Source organism: Serratia sp. JKS296, assembly GCF_900215445.1.
GTDB lineage: Bacteria > Pseudomonadota > Gammaproteobacteria > Enterobacterales > Enterobacteriaceae > Serratia > Serratia marcescens.
In genome coordinates, this window is record NZ_OCMX01000001.1 from 3,233,725 (window position 1) to 3,248,059 (window position 14,335).

A 14,335-nucleotide genomic window follows, 5' to 3' on the forward strand; every position below is an offset into this window, starting at 1 on the left:
CGCCTTATACCGCCCTGTCGTAAGCCGGGGCGGCGCTTTCATCCTGCGCGCAGGGTTTCAGCCGATCGTGCATCACCTTGATGGCGTCGCCCAATACCATGGTACGGCCAGCGACCGTCAGCTGATTTTGCGCCAGCAGGCACAGGCTGGCGTTATCCCCGGCCTCCACCACCAGCAAGCGCGCTTCCGCGCCGCTCTCCATCACTTTCACCGCCGCCAGCTCGCCGTTTTTCGGCTGCAGCGGGTAATGCTGCTGCGAGAAATGCCAGCTCTTTGGCATCAGCGGTTTCAGGAAGCGATAGGCGACCAGCGCATTCAACACCAGCTCGGCGCGCTGTTCATGGCTCAGCTTGACCTGCTTGCACTGTTCTTCATAGGTGAAATAAAGGGCGGCGTCATCCACGCAAAAAGCGCATTCATCAAAGGCGTCCGGCGTTAACATTTTGGCCGGGAAACGTGAACGAAAGATCATACCATTAGCTAAATCCAGCATTAGCCGATCGTGTTCGGCATCAAAATACCAACGCCAATTATCGTCAGGTTTTATCTTCATTTCGTATCCTTCTCGCTGCCTATGCCAACGCCGCACTCACCCTAAAAGGCGATTTTATCACCGATAAAATAGCTTAAACATCGGATAATTCCGCGAACGATATTTATGCTAACGAACAAAATATAGACGAGCCGGGGGCAGAAATAAACCCCCGGAATAAAATGAGAGGAAAAATATTAGATATGGGTAACGATATCTTTAATCAAACGCGGGCCGTGATAGATAAATCCGGAATAAATTTGCAGCAGGCTCGCGCCGGCCTCCATTTTTTCGCGCGCCGCCGTCAGCGAATCGATGCCGCCTACGCCGATAATCGGCAGACGTCCTTGCAGCTCGGTGGAGAGACGACGGATCACTTCGGTGCTGCGTGATTGCAACGGACGCCCGCTTAACCCGCCCGCTTGTTCGCAATAATTCAACCCCTGGATCAATTTTCGATCCAACGTGGTATTGGTGGCGATCACGCCATCGATATTATGCCGCACCAGGCTATCGGCAATTTGGATCAATTCTTCTTCTGAAAGATCCGGCGCGATCTTTACCGCCACCGGCACATATTTGTGATGACGCGCATGTAATTCCTGCTGCTTATTTTTAATCGCAGCCAAAAGATCGTCCAGCGCTTCGCCATACTGTAAGGATCGTAACCCCGGCGTATTCGGTGAAGAGATGTTAATCGCGATATATCCGGCATACGGATAAACTTTATCCATGCAGATCAAATAATCGTCTTTGCCCTGCTCGACCGGCGTGTCTTTATTCTTGCCGATATTGATCCCAAGAATGCCGCCGAAATGGGATTTCTTAACGTTTTCAACCAGATTGTCCACGCCATGGTTATTGAACCCCATGCGGTTAATCAGGCCTTCCGCCTCAACCACGCGGAACAAGCGCGGCTTGTCATTGCCCGGTTGCGGACGCGGCGTCACGGTGCCGACCTCCACATGGCCGAAGCCCATCGCGCCGAACGCATCGATGCATTCGCCGTTTTTATCCAGACCGGCGGCCAATCCCAGCGGGTTTTTAAACGACAGCCCCATGCAGTTGACCGGTTTGGTCGGCACGGACTGACGGACAAGAAACGCTAATGGGGTGCCGGTAATACGGCTGAGCTGACGAAAGGTCACTTCGTGCGCGCGCTCCGGATCGAGCTGGAACAACGCTTTCCTGATGAGGGGGTAGTACATGGACTCTCCTGATTTCCCGGTTGCAAACCGGGGGCGTATTATCCGGTATCCCCCGCCTAATTGGAATTGATTAAAGGCAAAAAAAGCCGTTTTTACGCAATCGTTTTCCCTCTTCGCCGCCAAATCGCTGCCAATCCGCTTTTGCGCATATCCAAATCAAAAAATGAGATTTAAAAAACGCGCCCGGTTGCTGGTAGGTTTAAAACACTTCCCATTGATTTTCTAATTAAACCTAACTTTTAGTTATAAGGAGTGGCAATGCGCGTTATATCACTGGCCGGTAGCCCACGCATCCCATCACGTTCCGCCGCGCTGCTCTCGCTGAGTCAGAACTGGCTGCGGCAGCAAGGGGTGGAGGTGACGGCCTATACCCTGCACGACTTTGACGCCGAAGATCTGCTGTACGCCAACTTCAACAGTCCGGCGATCCAGGCGTTTGCCGAGCAGCTGGCGCAGGCCGACGGCCTGCTGATTTCCACGCCGGTTTATAAAGCGTCGTTCTCCGGCGCGCTGAAAACCCTGCTGGATCTGCTGCCGGAACGCGCTCTGGATCATAAGGTGGTGTTGCCGCTGGCGACCGGGGGGTCTGTCGGCCACATGCTGGCGGTGGACTATGCGTTGAAACCGGTGCTGGCGGCGCTGAAAGCGCAAGAGGTGCTGCACGGCGTGTTCGCCGACGACAGCCAGATCCAGTTGACCGAAGAAAGCGCCACGCTCACCGACGCCGTGGCCGCCCGGCTGGAAGAGGCACTGGCCAGTTTCTATCTGGCGCTTGGCCGCCGCAAACCGCCTGCGCTGCGCGTCGCCTCGCCACTGGCGGCGCGTCAAACCGCCTGAAACGCCTGGAAAAGGAGAGCCTGAATGAAACAACGCATCGCTTTGCGGCGTTGGCTGAGCGCCGCCGCCTTCACCGGCCTGCTGTCGCTGGTTTGGGCCAACGCCGCCGTCGCTCAGGATCCGGCGCAATTCCGCATCGGCTACCAAAAAGGATCGGTCAGTCTGGTGCTGGCGAAGAGCCACCGGCTGCTGGAGGAACGTTTCCCCGCCACCCGCATCAGTTGGATCGAGTTTCCCGCCGGCCCGCAGATGCTGGAAGCCTTGAACGTCGGCAGCATCGATCTGGGCAGCACCGGCGATATTCCGCCGATCTTCGCGCAGGCCGCCGGGGCGGATCTGCTGTATGTCGGCGTTGAGCCGCCCAAACCGAAGGCGGAAGTGATCCTGGTGCCGGAAAACAGCCCGATCAAAACCGTCGCCGATCTGAAAGGCCATAAGGTCGCGTTCCAGAAAGGATCCAGCTCACATAACCTGCTGCTGCGATCGCTGCAAAAAGCCGGACTGAAATTTACGGATATCCAGCCCGCCTATTTAACGCCCGCCGATGCGCGCGCTGCATTCCAGCAGGGCAACGTCGATGCCTGGGCGATCTGGGATCCTTATTATTCCGCCGCGCTGCTGCAGGGCGGCGTGCGGGTGCTTGGCGACGGCACCGATCTGAATCAGACCGGTTCCTTCTATCTGGCGGCGCGGCCCTATGTCGAAGCCAACGGTGCCTTTATCAGCCAGGTCTTGACGGTGCTGACCCAGGCCGATGCGCTCACCCGCAGCGACCGGGCGCAAAGCGTGACCCTGCTGGCCAACGCCATGGGGCTGCCGGAACCGGTGATCGCCAGCTATCTGGATCACCGCCCTCCGACCGCCATCACACCGCTCGATGCGCATACGATCGCCGCGCAGCAGCAAACCGCCGACCTGTTTTACGCCAACCGGTTGGTGCCGGTGAAGGTCGACATCTCGCAACGCATCTGGCGCCCAAGCGCGCAATAAATACGGGGGAACATTGACGATGAGCCTGAACGTTTTCTGGTTTTTACCCACCCATGGCGACGGCCACTATCTTGGCAGCGCGCAGGGCGCTCGCAGCGTCGATCACGGTTACTTGCAGCAGATCGCCCAGGCGGCGGATCGGCTGGGATTCGGCGGCGTGCTGATCCCCACCGGTCGCTCTTGCGAAGACTCCTGGCTGGTGGCCGCCTCGCTGATCCCGGTCACCCAGCGGCTGAAATTTTTGGTCGCGTTGCGGCCGGGTATCATCTCCCCTACGCTGGCGGCACGTCAGGCGGCGACGCTGGATCGCCTGTCCAACGGGCGCGCGCTGTTCAATCTGGTCACCGGCGGCGATCCGGAAGAGCTGGCGGCGGAGGGGTTACATCTCAGTCATGAAGAGCGTTACGAGGCCTCGACCGAGTTCACTCATATCTGGCGCCGGGTGCTGGAAGGGGAAACCGTCGATTTCCACGGCAAGCATATTCAGGTGAAAGGTGCCAAGCTGCTGTTCCCGCCGGTGCAGCAGCCGCGCCCGCCGCTCTATTTCGGCGGATCCTCCGCCGCCGCACAGGATCTGGCCGCCGAACAGGTAGAAATGTACCTCACCTGGGGAGAGCCGCCGGCGCAGGTCAAAGAGAAGATCGAGGAAGTACGCGCCAAAGCGGCGGCGAAGGGCCGACAGGTGCGTTTCGGCATCCGCCTGCACGTCATCGTGCGGGAAACCACCGAAGAGGCCTGGCGCGCCGCCGATCGGCTGATCGCGCACCTCGATGAGGAAACCATCGCCAACGCGCAGCAGGCCTTTGCGCGCTTCGACTCCGTCGGCCAACGGCGCATGGCGGCGCTGCACGGCGGCAAAAAGGATAACCTGGAGATCAGCCCGAACCTGTGGGCCGGCATCGGCCTGGTGCGCGGCGGCGCCGGCACCGCGCTGGTGGGCGATGGCCCGACGGTCGCGGCGCGCATGCAGGAATATGCCGATCTGGGCATCGACACCTTTATTCTCTCCGGCTATCCGCATCTGGAAGAGGCCTACCGCGTCGGCGAACTGCTGTTCCCGCACCTCGATCTGGCGCAGGAGGAAACGCCCGCTCGCCTTCAACCGGTGCGCCCGCAGGGCGAAGTGGTGGCCAACATCTATGTTCCGCAAAAAGTATCGCAGAACTGAGGAGCGCCCCGATGGCAAATAACGTACAACGCATCCTGTATCGGCTGGCTCCCTGGGCGCTGCCGTTGGCGCTGGTGATCCTCTGGCAGATCGCCGTCGAAACCGGCTGGCTGTCCAACCGCATTTTGCCGGCGCCGAGTGCGGTGCTGGCCGCCTTCTGGCGCCTGAGCCAAAGCGGCGAACTGTGGCAGCACCTGAGCATCAGCAGCCAGCGCGCGTTGATCGGCTTTGGCATCGGCGGCAGCATCGGACTGATACTCGGCTTTATTACCGGGCTGTCACGCTGGGGTGAACGCCTGCTGGACAGCTCGGTGCAAATGATCCGCAACGTGCCTCATCTGGCGCTGATCCCGTTGGTGATCCTGTGGTTCGGCATCGATGAATCCGCCAAGATCTTTCTGGTGGCGCTCGGTACGCTGTTCCCGATTTATCTCAACACCTATCACGGCATCAAAAACATCGATCGCGGCCTGTTGGAGATGGCCCGCAGCTACGGCCTGAGCGGTTTCCGCCTGTTTACACAGGTGGTGCTGCCGGGCGCGCTGCCGTCGATTATGGTCGGCGTGCGTTTCGCTCTCGGCTTCATGTGGCTGACGCTGATCGTCGCCGAAACCATCTCGGCCAATTCGGGCATCGGCTACCTGGCGATGAACGCGCGTGAATTTCTGCAAACCGACGTGGTGGTGGTGGCGATCGTGCTGTACGCCCTGCTCGGCAAGCTGGCGGACGTGGGCGCGCAGCTGTTGGAGCGCGACTGGTTGCGCTGGCATCCGGCCTATCAACTGAAACAGGGAGAAGCGCTATGACCCTTCCCGCTCGCCTTGCGCAAGGCACGCCGGTGACGCTGGAGTCCATCGGCAAACGTTACGGCAACCGCACGGTGCTGGACAATATTCAGCTGCGCATTTCCGCCGGGCAGTTCGTGGCGGTGGTCGGCCGCAGCGGCTGCGGCAAGAGCACCCTGCTGCGCCTGTTGGCCGGCCTGGAACAGGCCAGCAGCGGCGCGCTGCTCAGCGGCAACGCGCCGCTTGCCGCCGCTAAAGAGGATACCCGGTTGATGTTTCAGGATGCACGCCTGTTGCCGTGGAAAACGGTGATCGACAACGTAGGTCTGGGGCTGCGCGGCCAGTGGCGCGACGCGGCGCTGCAGGCGCTGGACGCGGTCGGTTTGGCGGATCGCGCCCACGATTGGCCGGCGGCGCTGTCCGGTGGACAAAAACAGCGGGTCGCCCTGGCGCGCGCGCTGATCCACCGCCCCCGCCTGCTGCTGCTGGACGAACCGCTCGGAGCGCTGGATGCCCTGACGCGCATCGAGATGCAAGGGCTGATAGAAACGCTGTGGCAACAACACGGTTTTACCGTACTGCTGGTCACACATGACGTCAGCGAAGCCATCGCGCTGGCGGATCGGGTGATCCTGATCGAAGAGGGGCATATCGGGCTGGATCTGGCCATCGATCTGCCGCGGCCGCGCCGCAAAGGCTCGGCCAGGCTGGCGGAACTGGAGGCCGAAGTGCTGGAACGGGTGTTATCGCCGCCGGCCGCAGCGGACAGTACCCGCCGGGCGGTGAACTGAACGGATAAAAAAAGGGACGGCGCAGGCCGTCCCCCTTATCTATTCAGCGCGAAAAGATCAGGCGTCGAGCGCCTTGCTGATCTTCTCGTACAGATCGCCGGACAGGTTTTCCAACCCTTTCAGCTGTTCCAACGCCTTGCGCATCAGCGCCTGACGGCCCGCGTCGTAACGCTTCAGGCGAATCAGCGGTTCAATCAGGCGCGCGGCGATCTGCGGGTTGCGCTGGTTGAGATCGCTGAGGATCTCCGCCAGGAACTGATAGCCGCTGCCGTCCGCGGCATGGAACGCCGCCGGGTTGCCGGAAGCGAAGCCGCCGATCAGCGAACGGGTGCGGTTCGGGTTGCTCAGGCTGAACGAACGGTGATGCAACAGTGCGCGCACCTTGCTCAACACATCTGCCGCCGGGCTACTGCCCTGCAGCACGAACCACTTGTCCATCACCAGGCCATCCTGATACCAGCGCTCGTCGAACGCCGCCAGCAGCGCATCGCGGCACGGCAGCTGGGCCGCGACCGCAGCAGACAGCGCCGCCAGCGAGTCGGTCATGTTGTCCGCCTGGCGATACTGTTCGCTCACCAGCTGGTCCGCCAGCGCCACATCTTCGCCGAACGCCAGATAGCCCAGGCACACATTACGCAAGGCGCGCTTGGCGATCTCGGCATGCTCCACGCGGTAGCCGTCGGTCTTGTTGGTGTGATACACCGCCAGCCACTCATCGGCCAACTCCCGCGCCAGACAGCGTACGATCGCTTCGTGCACCGCGGCGATCGCTTCCGGATCGATAGTGGCGAACAGCTCGGCGATTTCGTTCTCCGACGGCAGCGTCAGGATCTGCGCCGCCAGCGCCGGATCCAGTTTTTCGTCCAGCAGCACCGCGCGGAACGCATCGGCCACGTGCAGCGGCAGCGACAGCGGCTGCTTCTGCTGGTGCCGCGCCACGTTCAGCTTGATATAGGTCGCCAGCAGGCTCTGTGCCGCATCCCAACGCGCAAATTCATTGCGTGCGTGCTGCATCAAGAAGGTCAGTTGCTGATCGCTGTACGGATAGTCCAGCTTCACCGGCGCGGAGAATTCGCGCAGCAGCGACGGCACCGGCTTGTGCGCCACGCCGTCGAACACGAAAGTTTGCTCCGCTTCGGTGACGTTCAGCACGTTGTTGACCGGCAGGCCGCCTTTTTGCAATGGAATGACATTGCCTTCGCTGTCGTACAGTTCGATATCCAGCGGAATATGCAGCGGCAACTTCTCCGGCTGATCGGCGGTCGGCGCGGTCTTCTGGCTGACATGCAGGCGATACTGTTGGGTTTCCGCGTCGTACTCGTCGCGCACCGTCAACAGCGGCGTGCCGGACTGGCTATACCAACGGCGGAAGCGCGACAGATCGACGTTAGACGCATCCTCCATCGCCTGAACGAAATCGTCGCAGGTAGCGGCGCTGCCGTCGTGGCGTTCGAAATAGAGCTGCATCCCTTTCTGGAAGTTCTCCTCCCCCAACAGGGTATGCATCATGCGGATCACCTCGGAACCCTTTTCATACACCGTAAGGGTGTAGAAGTTGTTCATCTCGATGACTTTGTCCGGGCGGATGGCGTGCGCCATCGGGCTGGCGTCTTCGGCAAATTGCGCGCCGCGCATCACGCGCACATTGTCGATGCGGTTGACTGAACGCGATCCCAGATCGGAACTGAATTCCTGATCGCGGAACACCGTCAGCCCCTCTTTCAGACTGAGCTGGAACCAGTCGCGGCAGGTCACGCGGTTACCGGTCCAGTTGTGGAAGTATTCGTGGCCGATCACCGCTTCGATGTTCAGGTAATCCTTGTCGGTAGCGGTTTCCGCCTTCGCCAGCACATATTTGGAGTTAAAGATATTTAACCCTTTGTTCTCCATCGCGCCCATATTGAAGAAATCGACCGCCACAATCATATAAATGTCGAGATCGTATTCCAGGCCGAAGCGGGTCTCGTCCCACTTCATCGAGTTCTTCAGCGAAGTCATCGCCCAGTCGGCGCGATCCAGGTTGCCGCGATCGACGAACAGCTCCAGTGCGACCTTACGGCCGGAACGGGTGGTGAAGCTGTCGCGCAGCACGTCGAAGTCCCCCGCCACCAGCGCGAACAGGTAGCAAGGTTTCGGGAACGGATCCTGCCATTGCACCCAGTGGCGGCCATCAGCCAATTCGCCCTGGCCGATGCGGTTGCCGTTCGACAGCAGGAACGGATAGCGCGTCTTGTCGGCCACGATGCGGGTGGTAAAGCGCGCCAGCACGTCCGGGCGATCCTGGTAATAGGTAATGTGGTGGAAGCCTTCGGCTTCGCATTGCGTGCACAGCGCATCGCCGGACAGGTACAGCCCTTCCAGCGCGGTGTTCTTCGCCGGGTGAATATCGTTGACAATGGTAAGAGTGAATTGTGCCGGCAACTCTTCGATGATCAGCTGGTTATCCTGCTGACGGTAGGCGCTCCACGGTTGGCCGTCGACCTGAATGCTCACCAGCGTCAAATCTTCGCCATCCAGCACCAGCGGTGCACCGGCCGCCCCCTGACGTTTGATTTTACTGACGGCGGTCACGCGCGTGGTTTCCGCATCCAGACTGAAGTCCAAATCGATATCGGTCGTGGTGTAATCGGGCGCGCGATAATCGTGGCGGTATTTTGCCTGTGGCTGTTGTGTCATAAAAACCCTTAAACGTCTCAGTGAGTTATAGGTGCCAGGCTGCGCTTCTCCTTCGTACCGCAGCCGGTATGTTCCCCTGCGGCGCGCGGTGAGCCTGAATTGTGAATAAACTGTATCACAGCTGGCCGAAAAGCCCAGAGCCGCAGGGCGACCAAGAGAGAGAAATCAGAGGCAAATCATAAATCGGCCGGCAGGCGGCAGTGCGGGTGACCAATGGCTAAATAAAAATCAGCATTTAATGCTAAAAAGCCGCCATCGCGGCGCGCCGGCATAGTTGAGGCGACACAGGCGGCATGGTGGTATAATTGCGGCATCAGGCTCAGGGATGACTCGCACTATGAAAATTAAATACGCAATCTATTTTTTTACCCTGTGCCTGATGACTTCCTTCTCTCTGTTCATCGTCGATGAGCTGCTCGAAGCCCATACCGACTACCGCGACAACCAGCTGAACCTGTACAAAATCGATCGCGCCAAAGAAATTTCCGAAGCCTTTCAGGCTGCGCTGCTGGCTCATCGCCTCAAACGATTGAGCCTGATCGATCCGCAAATCACCCGTGCGCAATGTTTAGCCGCCGATCGGGTGGCACGCGAGAGAATCACCCGGATCCGCGAACATCTGGACGATGAGGTCGCCAGACAGCTCGGGGTTCGACAAAAAATCGCCGCGCTGTCGATGATCGCGTTGATGGAGCAGCTGCTGGATAATGACAACCTGCAGCTTTCGCAGGTCAATAACACCAACGCCAATCTGTTCAACATCAACAGCGCCTATTACATCTCGCAAACCAGCAAGAGTTATTACCGTTACACCTACGATACCCGGATGGTGGATACCGACTCCTTTATGTTTCTCGAGGCCATCCGTCTCAATAACCGGTTAAATATGTCATTGACGGAATTGAGCGATCAGATTATCGACGTCAACGTCAGCCAGCTCGTTCGCAAAGACGCCTATCTAAAGTCCATTCAGCTTACCGGCGTGCTGAACGCACTGAGCACCCGATTGATCTTCATGAAGATCAACTACGACGATGAACAAATCACCAACATCGTCAATGCGTTGCTCGCCCAGGTGTCCGCTGAGCGCCTCCAGCAGATTACCAATGGGCTGTATACCGCTATCGATACCCATAGGCCCTACCCCACAGCGCTTATTTCTCGCTATATCGACGATGTGAGCGGGCTTTCGCAGGCGCTGTATCAACGCAGTTTCGAATTGGAAACCCTCGCCTCGCGCCACAAGATTTACGACAGCCAGACGACCATTTACGGCATGATCGCACTCGCCGGCCTGGTGGTTTTGCTGTTCATTTTGCCGGCGTTGGTGTTCTGCACCAGCATCAACCGCTGGTTGACCAAGACCCACAACAATATCGTGCGGCTGTCGCGCGGTGAGATGAATATCGATCGCAACGATGCCTTCTACAGCCAGGAATTGATCGCCATCAGCGACGCCATTCAGCAGCTCAGGCAATACCAGCTGGACAAGGTCTCGCTGGAGAGCGAGAAACAACTGCTGATTAAAGAGCTCGAGGCCTCTTCCTTCCTCGATCCGCTCACCAATATCTACAACCGCCGTAAATTCTTCCTTGAATGTCAACTGCTGGGCAACGCCAGCTACCCGCAGGCCTTTTGCCTGATCGACATCGACAATTTCAAACAACTCAACGACAGCTACGGCCACGACGTGGGTGACCGGGCACTGGTGGCATTCGGCCACTTGCTGCAACGCGCGTTCCGCGCCAGCGACATCTTCTGCCGCTATGGCGGCGAAGAGTTCGCGGTGCTGCTGGGCAACTGTTCGTTGGACAACGCGCGGGACATCATGGAGCAATTGCGCGCACGTACTCATCGCCTGACGCTAAATCTGGCCGACGGACGGCAAGTGCGCTTCACCACCAGCTGCGGCATCGCGCCGGTCAGCGCGTTCGCCGCGCTGCAGGCGGCGATCAAACAGGCGGACGAAGCGCTCTATTTTTGCAAAAAGAACGGCAAGGATCGGGTCAGCGTGCATACCCAGGCCGGCTTTATCTGATTCGTTGTTTAAAATAATTAACATTATAATTTTTATGACTAATTAGGCTAAGTCATTCACCTTACAGGCATATCTGGCTTTTTTTCCTCCCCGCCGCTATCCGGCTGCCATAAAGGCACGTTTAATCCTCGACCCGCTTCGGTGATTTATGGTGTGATGCAGCTTCAATAACAGGATAATCCGGGTATACTCCACCCCCACTTTTATGATTATCCGGATTTGGACACGCGCCTGACGAGGATGCTGTAACGCGCTATGACTCAATACGCTTCCCCGATTTTGACATCACTGCTTGATACCGATGCTTATAAGCTTCATATGCAGCAAGCAGTGTTCCATCGCTATCCCGCGATCAGCGTGGCGGCGGAATTCCGCTGCCGCGGCGACGAACTGCTGGGCGAATATGCCGACGAGATCCGCGCGCAGGTGGCGCTGATGAGCCGGCTGGCGCTAACCGACGCCGAATTCGCTTATCTTTCGGGCCTGCCCTTCTTCCGTCAAGATTACCTGAACTGGCTGCGCACGTTCCGCTACGATCCGCAGCAGGTCACCATCGACAACCGCGACGGCAAGCTGCACATCCGCATCGCCGGCCCCTGGCGTGAAGTGATCATGTGGGAAGTGCCGTTGCTGGCGGTGATCAGCGAAGTGGTGCACCGCCGGCGCTCGCCGCTGGCGACGCCGGAACAGGCGGTGGCGCATCTGCAAACCAAGCTGGCGCAGTTCAAGACGTTGGCGGGCGATCTGGATCTTTCACGCTTCAAGTTGATGGACTTCGGCACCCGCCGCCGTTTCTCTCAGGGCGTGCAACAGGCCATCGTCAGCACATTGCAGGCCGAATTCCCGTACCTGTCGGGCACCAGCAATTACGATCTGGCGCACCAGCTGGGTCTGGCGCCGGTCGGCACGCAGGCGCATGAGTGGTTCCAGGCGCATCAGCAGATAAGCCCGGTGCTGGCCAACAGCCAGCGCGCCGCATTGCAGGCCTGGCTGGATGAATATCCGGACCAGCTTGGCATAGCGCTCACCGACTGCATCACCATGGATGCCTTCCTGCGCGACTTCGGCCCGCAGTTCGCCGAGCGTTATCAGGGGCTTCGCCACGATTCGGGCGATCCCGTCGAGTGGGGTGAAAAGGCCATTGCCCACTATCAGAAACTGGGCATCGACCCACTGAGCAAAACGCTGGTGTTCTCGGACAACCTGGATCTGGAAAAAGCGCTGGCGCTCTATCGCCATTTCTACCAGCGCATTAATCTCGGCTTCGGCATCGGCACGCGTCTGACCTGCGATATTCCCGGCGTTAAGCCGTTAAATATCGTGATCAAGCTGGTCGAGTGCAAAGGCAAGCCGGTGGCCAAGCTCTCCGACAGCCCCGGCAAGACCATCTGCCAGGACCAGGCGTTCGTCAGGGCTCTGCGCAAGGCCTTCGATCTACCGCTGGTGAAGAAAGCCAGCTGAGCCTTCTTTATATAAAGAGAGAAAGCCGGCCCGGTTCTCGCGCCGGCTTTTTGTTTTTATCCCGAACGCCCTCTTTTCAGTCAGCCGCGATAAATGTTGCGCCAATCCGATGATTTCTGCTTGTGCTCTGCACCGCGGCAAGTAACATAGCCATTACCCCCATATTCTTGGGTTGTAAGCTATTTCTAAACCAAATTATTAAAGAGAGAAATCTATGAGCGTAGTGCCTGTAGTCGACGTACTGCAAGGTCGTGCTGCGGTTGACAGTGAAGTCACCGTACGCGGCTGGGTACGTACCCGGAGAGATTCAAAAGCTGGTATCTCCTTCCTGGCCGTCTATGACGGTTCCTGCTTTGATCCGTTACAGGCCGTCGTTAATAATTCTCTGCCGAATTATCAAGATGAAGTGCTGCACCTGACCACCGGCTGTTCGGTCGAAGTTACCGGCAAGGTCGTTGCTTCACCGGGCGAAGGCCAGAGCTTCGAGCTGCAGGCCACCGCGATCAAAGTGGTCGGCTGGGTCGACGATCCGGACACTTACCCGATGGCGGCCAAACGTCACAGCATCGAATACCTGCGCGAAGTGGCCCACCTGCGCCCGCGCACCAACCTGATCGGCGCCGTGGCGCGCGTGCGTCATACGCTGGCGCAGGCGATCCACCGCTTCTTCCATGAAAATGGCTATTTCTGGGTGTCCACCCCGCTGATCACCGCCTCCGACACCGAAGGCGCCGGCGAGATGTTCCGCGTGTCCACGCTGGACCTGGAAAACCTGCCGCGCACCGACAAGGGCGCCGTCGACTTCAGCGAAGACTTCTTCGGTAAGGAAGCCTTCCTTACCGTTTCCGGCCAGCTGAACGGCGAAACCTACGCCTGCGCGCTGTCGAAGGTTTACACCTTCGGCCCAACCTTCCGCGCCGAAAACTCCAACACCAGCCGCCACCTGGCGGAATTCTGGATGATCGAGCCGGAAGTGGCCTTCGCGACGCTGGACGATGTCGCCGGCCTGGCCGAAAGCATGCTGAAGTATGTGTTCCAGGCGGTGCTGAATGAACGTGCAGACGATCTGAAATTCTTCGCCGAGCGCGTGGATAAAGACGCTATCGCGCGTCTGGAGCGCTTCGTCTCTTCCGATTTCGCCCAGGTAGACTACACCGACGCCATTGAGATCCTGCTGGCCTCGGGCCAAACCTTCGAAAACCCGGTCTCCTGGGGTATCGATCTCTCTTCCGAACATGAGCGTTATCTGGCGGAGAAACACTTCCAGGCGCCGGTGGTGGTGAAAAACTACCCGAAAGACATCAAGGCGTTCTACATGCGCATGAACGAAGACGGCAAAACCGTCGCGGCCATGGACGTGCTGGCGCCGGGCATCGGTGAAATCATCGGTGGTTCTCAGCGTGAAGAACGCCTCGACGTGCTCGATCAGCGTCTGGAAGAGATGGGCCTGAATAAGGAAGACTACTGGTGGTATCGCGATCTGCGTCGTTACGGCACCGTGCCGCATTCCGGTTTCGGCCTGGGCTTTGAACGTTTAATCGCCTATGTCACCGGCGTGCAAAACGTGCGCGATGTGATCCCGTTCCCACGCACACCACGTAACGCAAGCTTCTAATTCATACGATCACACGTTTTTTAAACGATTTCGTTACAAAACAAAGGCCAGCCTCGCTGGCCTTTCGCATTTTTTAATATTGACGCACGTCACAAAGTTCCCGAAAAATTACATTTAGTTACACATACTTTCCTTTTGCAACCTCATTGCGACATTGGTATCATTTTCGTCCTAGATTAACCCGCCTGTGAATGGAACACTGCGTTCAGACACAGGACGACACCAATCTATCTA

General features: G+C 58.5%; 11 protein-coding genes. 8 read left to right on the forward strand and 3 right to left on the reverse strand.

What is annotated here, in order from left to right; genetic code table 11:
- Positions 1–4 precede the first annotated feature (4 nt).
- Complete coding sequence (locus CRO23_RS15550) at positions 5–553, reverse strand: cell division protein ZapC (RefSeq protein WP_004928171.1); 549 nt, start codon at positions 551–553, stop codon at positions 5–7.
- A gap of 176 nt (positions 554–729) precedes the next feature.
- Entirely contained in the window at positions 730–1,740 is a 1,011-nt protein-coding gene (pyrD, locus tag CRO23_RS15555) for a quinone-dependent dihydroorotate dehydrogenase (protein WP_015377348.1), read from the reverse strand.
- Between the two features lie 258 nt (positions 1,741–1,998).
- Here pyrD and ssuE point away from each other — a divergent pair, with 258 nt between their 5' ends.
- Genes ssuE through ssuB form a run of 5 tightly spaced genes read left to right on the forward strand, consistent with a single transcriptional unit; the run spans position 1,999 to position 6,311 of the window.
- A complete protein-coding gene (gene ssuE, locus CRO23_RS15560) occupies positions 1,999–2,577 on the forward strand; it encodes an NADPH-dependent FMN reductase (protein ID WP_097102400.1) in 579 nt (192 codons plus the stop codon).
- Positions 2,578–2,601: 24 nt separating this feature from the next.
- On the forward strand, positions 2,602–3,567 hold the full coding sequence (locus CRO23_RS15565; RefSeq protein WP_015377347.1) for a sulfonate ABC transporter substrate-binding protein: 966 nt from the start codon (positions 2,602–2,604) through the stop codon (positions 3,565–3,567).
- Between the two features lie 19 nt (positions 3,568–3,586).
- A complete protein-coding gene (gene ssuD / locus CRO23_RS15570; RefSeq protein WP_097102402.1) occupies positions 3,587–4,735 on the forward strand; it encodes an FMNH2-dependent alkanesulfonate monooxygenase in 1,149 nt (382 codons plus the stop codon).
- 11 nt (positions 4,736–4,746) lie between these two features.
- Positions 4,747–5,541 (forward strand): aliphatic sulfonate ABC transporter permease SsuC, encoded by a 795-nt coding sequence (gene ssuC / locus CRO23_RS15575; protein WP_097102404.1) that lies wholly within the window; start codon positions 4,747–4,749, stop codon positions 5,539–5,541.
- The gene (gene ssuB / locus CRO23_RS15580) at positions 5,538–6,311 is read left to right on the forward strand and encodes an aliphatic sulfonates ABC transporter ATP-binding protein (RefSeq protein ID WP_016928303.1); all 774 of its coding nucleotides are present in this window, start codon (positions 5,538–5,540) and stop codon (positions 6,309–6,311) included. Before ssuC ends, ssuB begins: the two co-directional genes overlap by 4 nt.
- Before the next feature lie 57 nt (positions 6,312–6,368).
- On the opposite strand, the gene pepN is transcribed toward ssuB, so the two are convergent.
- Complete coding sequence (gene pepN / locus CRO23_RS15585) at positions 6,369–8,987, reverse strand: aminopeptidase N (protein WP_097102406.1); 2,619 nt, start codon at positions 8,985–8,987, stop codon at positions 6,369–6,371.
- A gap of 337 nt (positions 8,988–9,324) precedes the next feature.
- Here pepN and CRO23_RS15590 point away from each other — a divergent pair, with 337 nt between their 5' ends.
- The 3 genes from CRO23_RS15590 (at position 9,325) to asnS (ending at position 14,101) form a co-directional block, all read left to right on the forward strand.
- Positions 9,325–11,025 carry a GGDEF domain-containing protein gene (locus tag CRO23_RS15590; RefSeq protein WP_097102407.1) on the forward strand — a complete coding sequence of 567 codons (1,701 nt, stop codon included), beginning with the start codon at positions 9,325–9,327 and terminating at the stop codon, positions 11,023–11,025.
- Between the two features lie 255 nt (positions 11,026–11,280).
- Positions 11,281–12,486, forward strand: coding sequence for a nicotinate phosphoribosyltransferase (pncB, locus tag CRO23_RS15595; protein ID WP_028127363.1), 1,206 nt, complete (start codon positions 11,281–11,283; stop codon positions 12,484–12,486).
- A 214-nt stretch (positions 12,487–12,700) separates the two neighbouring features.
- On the forward strand, positions 12,701–14,101 hold the full coding sequence (asnS, locus tag CRO23_RS15600) for an asparagine--tRNA ligase (RefSeq protein WP_097102410.1): 1,401 nt from the start codon (positions 12,701–12,703) through the stop codon (positions 14,099–14,101).
- The last annotated feature ends 234 nt before the right edge of the window (positions 14,102–14,335 follow it).

Excerpts from the sequence above, each read along its gene's own strand:
- pepN (WP_097102406.1), bottom strand. The coding sequence starts at position 8,987 with ATGACACAACAGCCACAGGCAAAATACCGCCACGATTATCGCGCGCCC.
- CRO23_RS15590 (WP_097102407.1), top strand. The coding sequence starts at position 9,325 with ATGAAAATTAAATACGCAATCTATTTTTTTACCCTGTGCCTGATGACT.
- pncB (WP_028127363.1), top strand. The coding sequence starts at position 11,281 with ATGACTCAATACGCTTCCCCGATTTTGACATCACTGCTTGATACCGAT.
- CRO23_RS15550 (WP_004928171.1), bottom strand. The coding sequence starts at position 553 with ATGAAGATAAAACCTGACGATAATTGGCGTTGGTATTTTGATGCCGAA.
- ssuC (WP_097102404.1), top strand. The coding sequence starts at position 4,747 with ATGGCAAATAACGTACAACGCATCCTGTATCGGCTGGCTCCCTGGGCG.
- asnS (WP_097102410.1), top strand. The coding sequence starts at position 12,701 with ATGAGCGTAGTGCCTGTAGTCGACGTACTGCAAGGTCGTGCTGCGGTT.
- ssuB (WP_016928303.1), top strand. The coding sequence starts at position 5,538 with ATGACCCTTCCCGCTCGCCTTGCGCAAGGCACGCCGGTGACGCTGGAG.
- pyrD (WP_015377348.1), bottom strand. The coding sequence starts at position 1,740 with ATGTACTACCCCCTCATCAGGAAAGCGTTGTTCCAGCTCGATCCGGAG.
- ssuE (WP_097102400.1), top strand. The coding sequence starts at position 1,999 with ATGCGCGTTATATCACTGGCCGGTAGCCCACGCATCCCATCACGTTCC.
- CRO23_RS15565 (WP_015377347.1), top strand. The coding sequence starts at position 2,602 with ATGAAACAACGCATCGCTTTGCGGCGTTGGCTGAGCGCCGCCGCCTTC.
- ssuD (WP_097102402.1), top strand. The coding sequence starts at position 3,587 with ATGAGCCTGAACGTTTTCTGGTTTTTACCCACCCATGGCGACGGCCAC.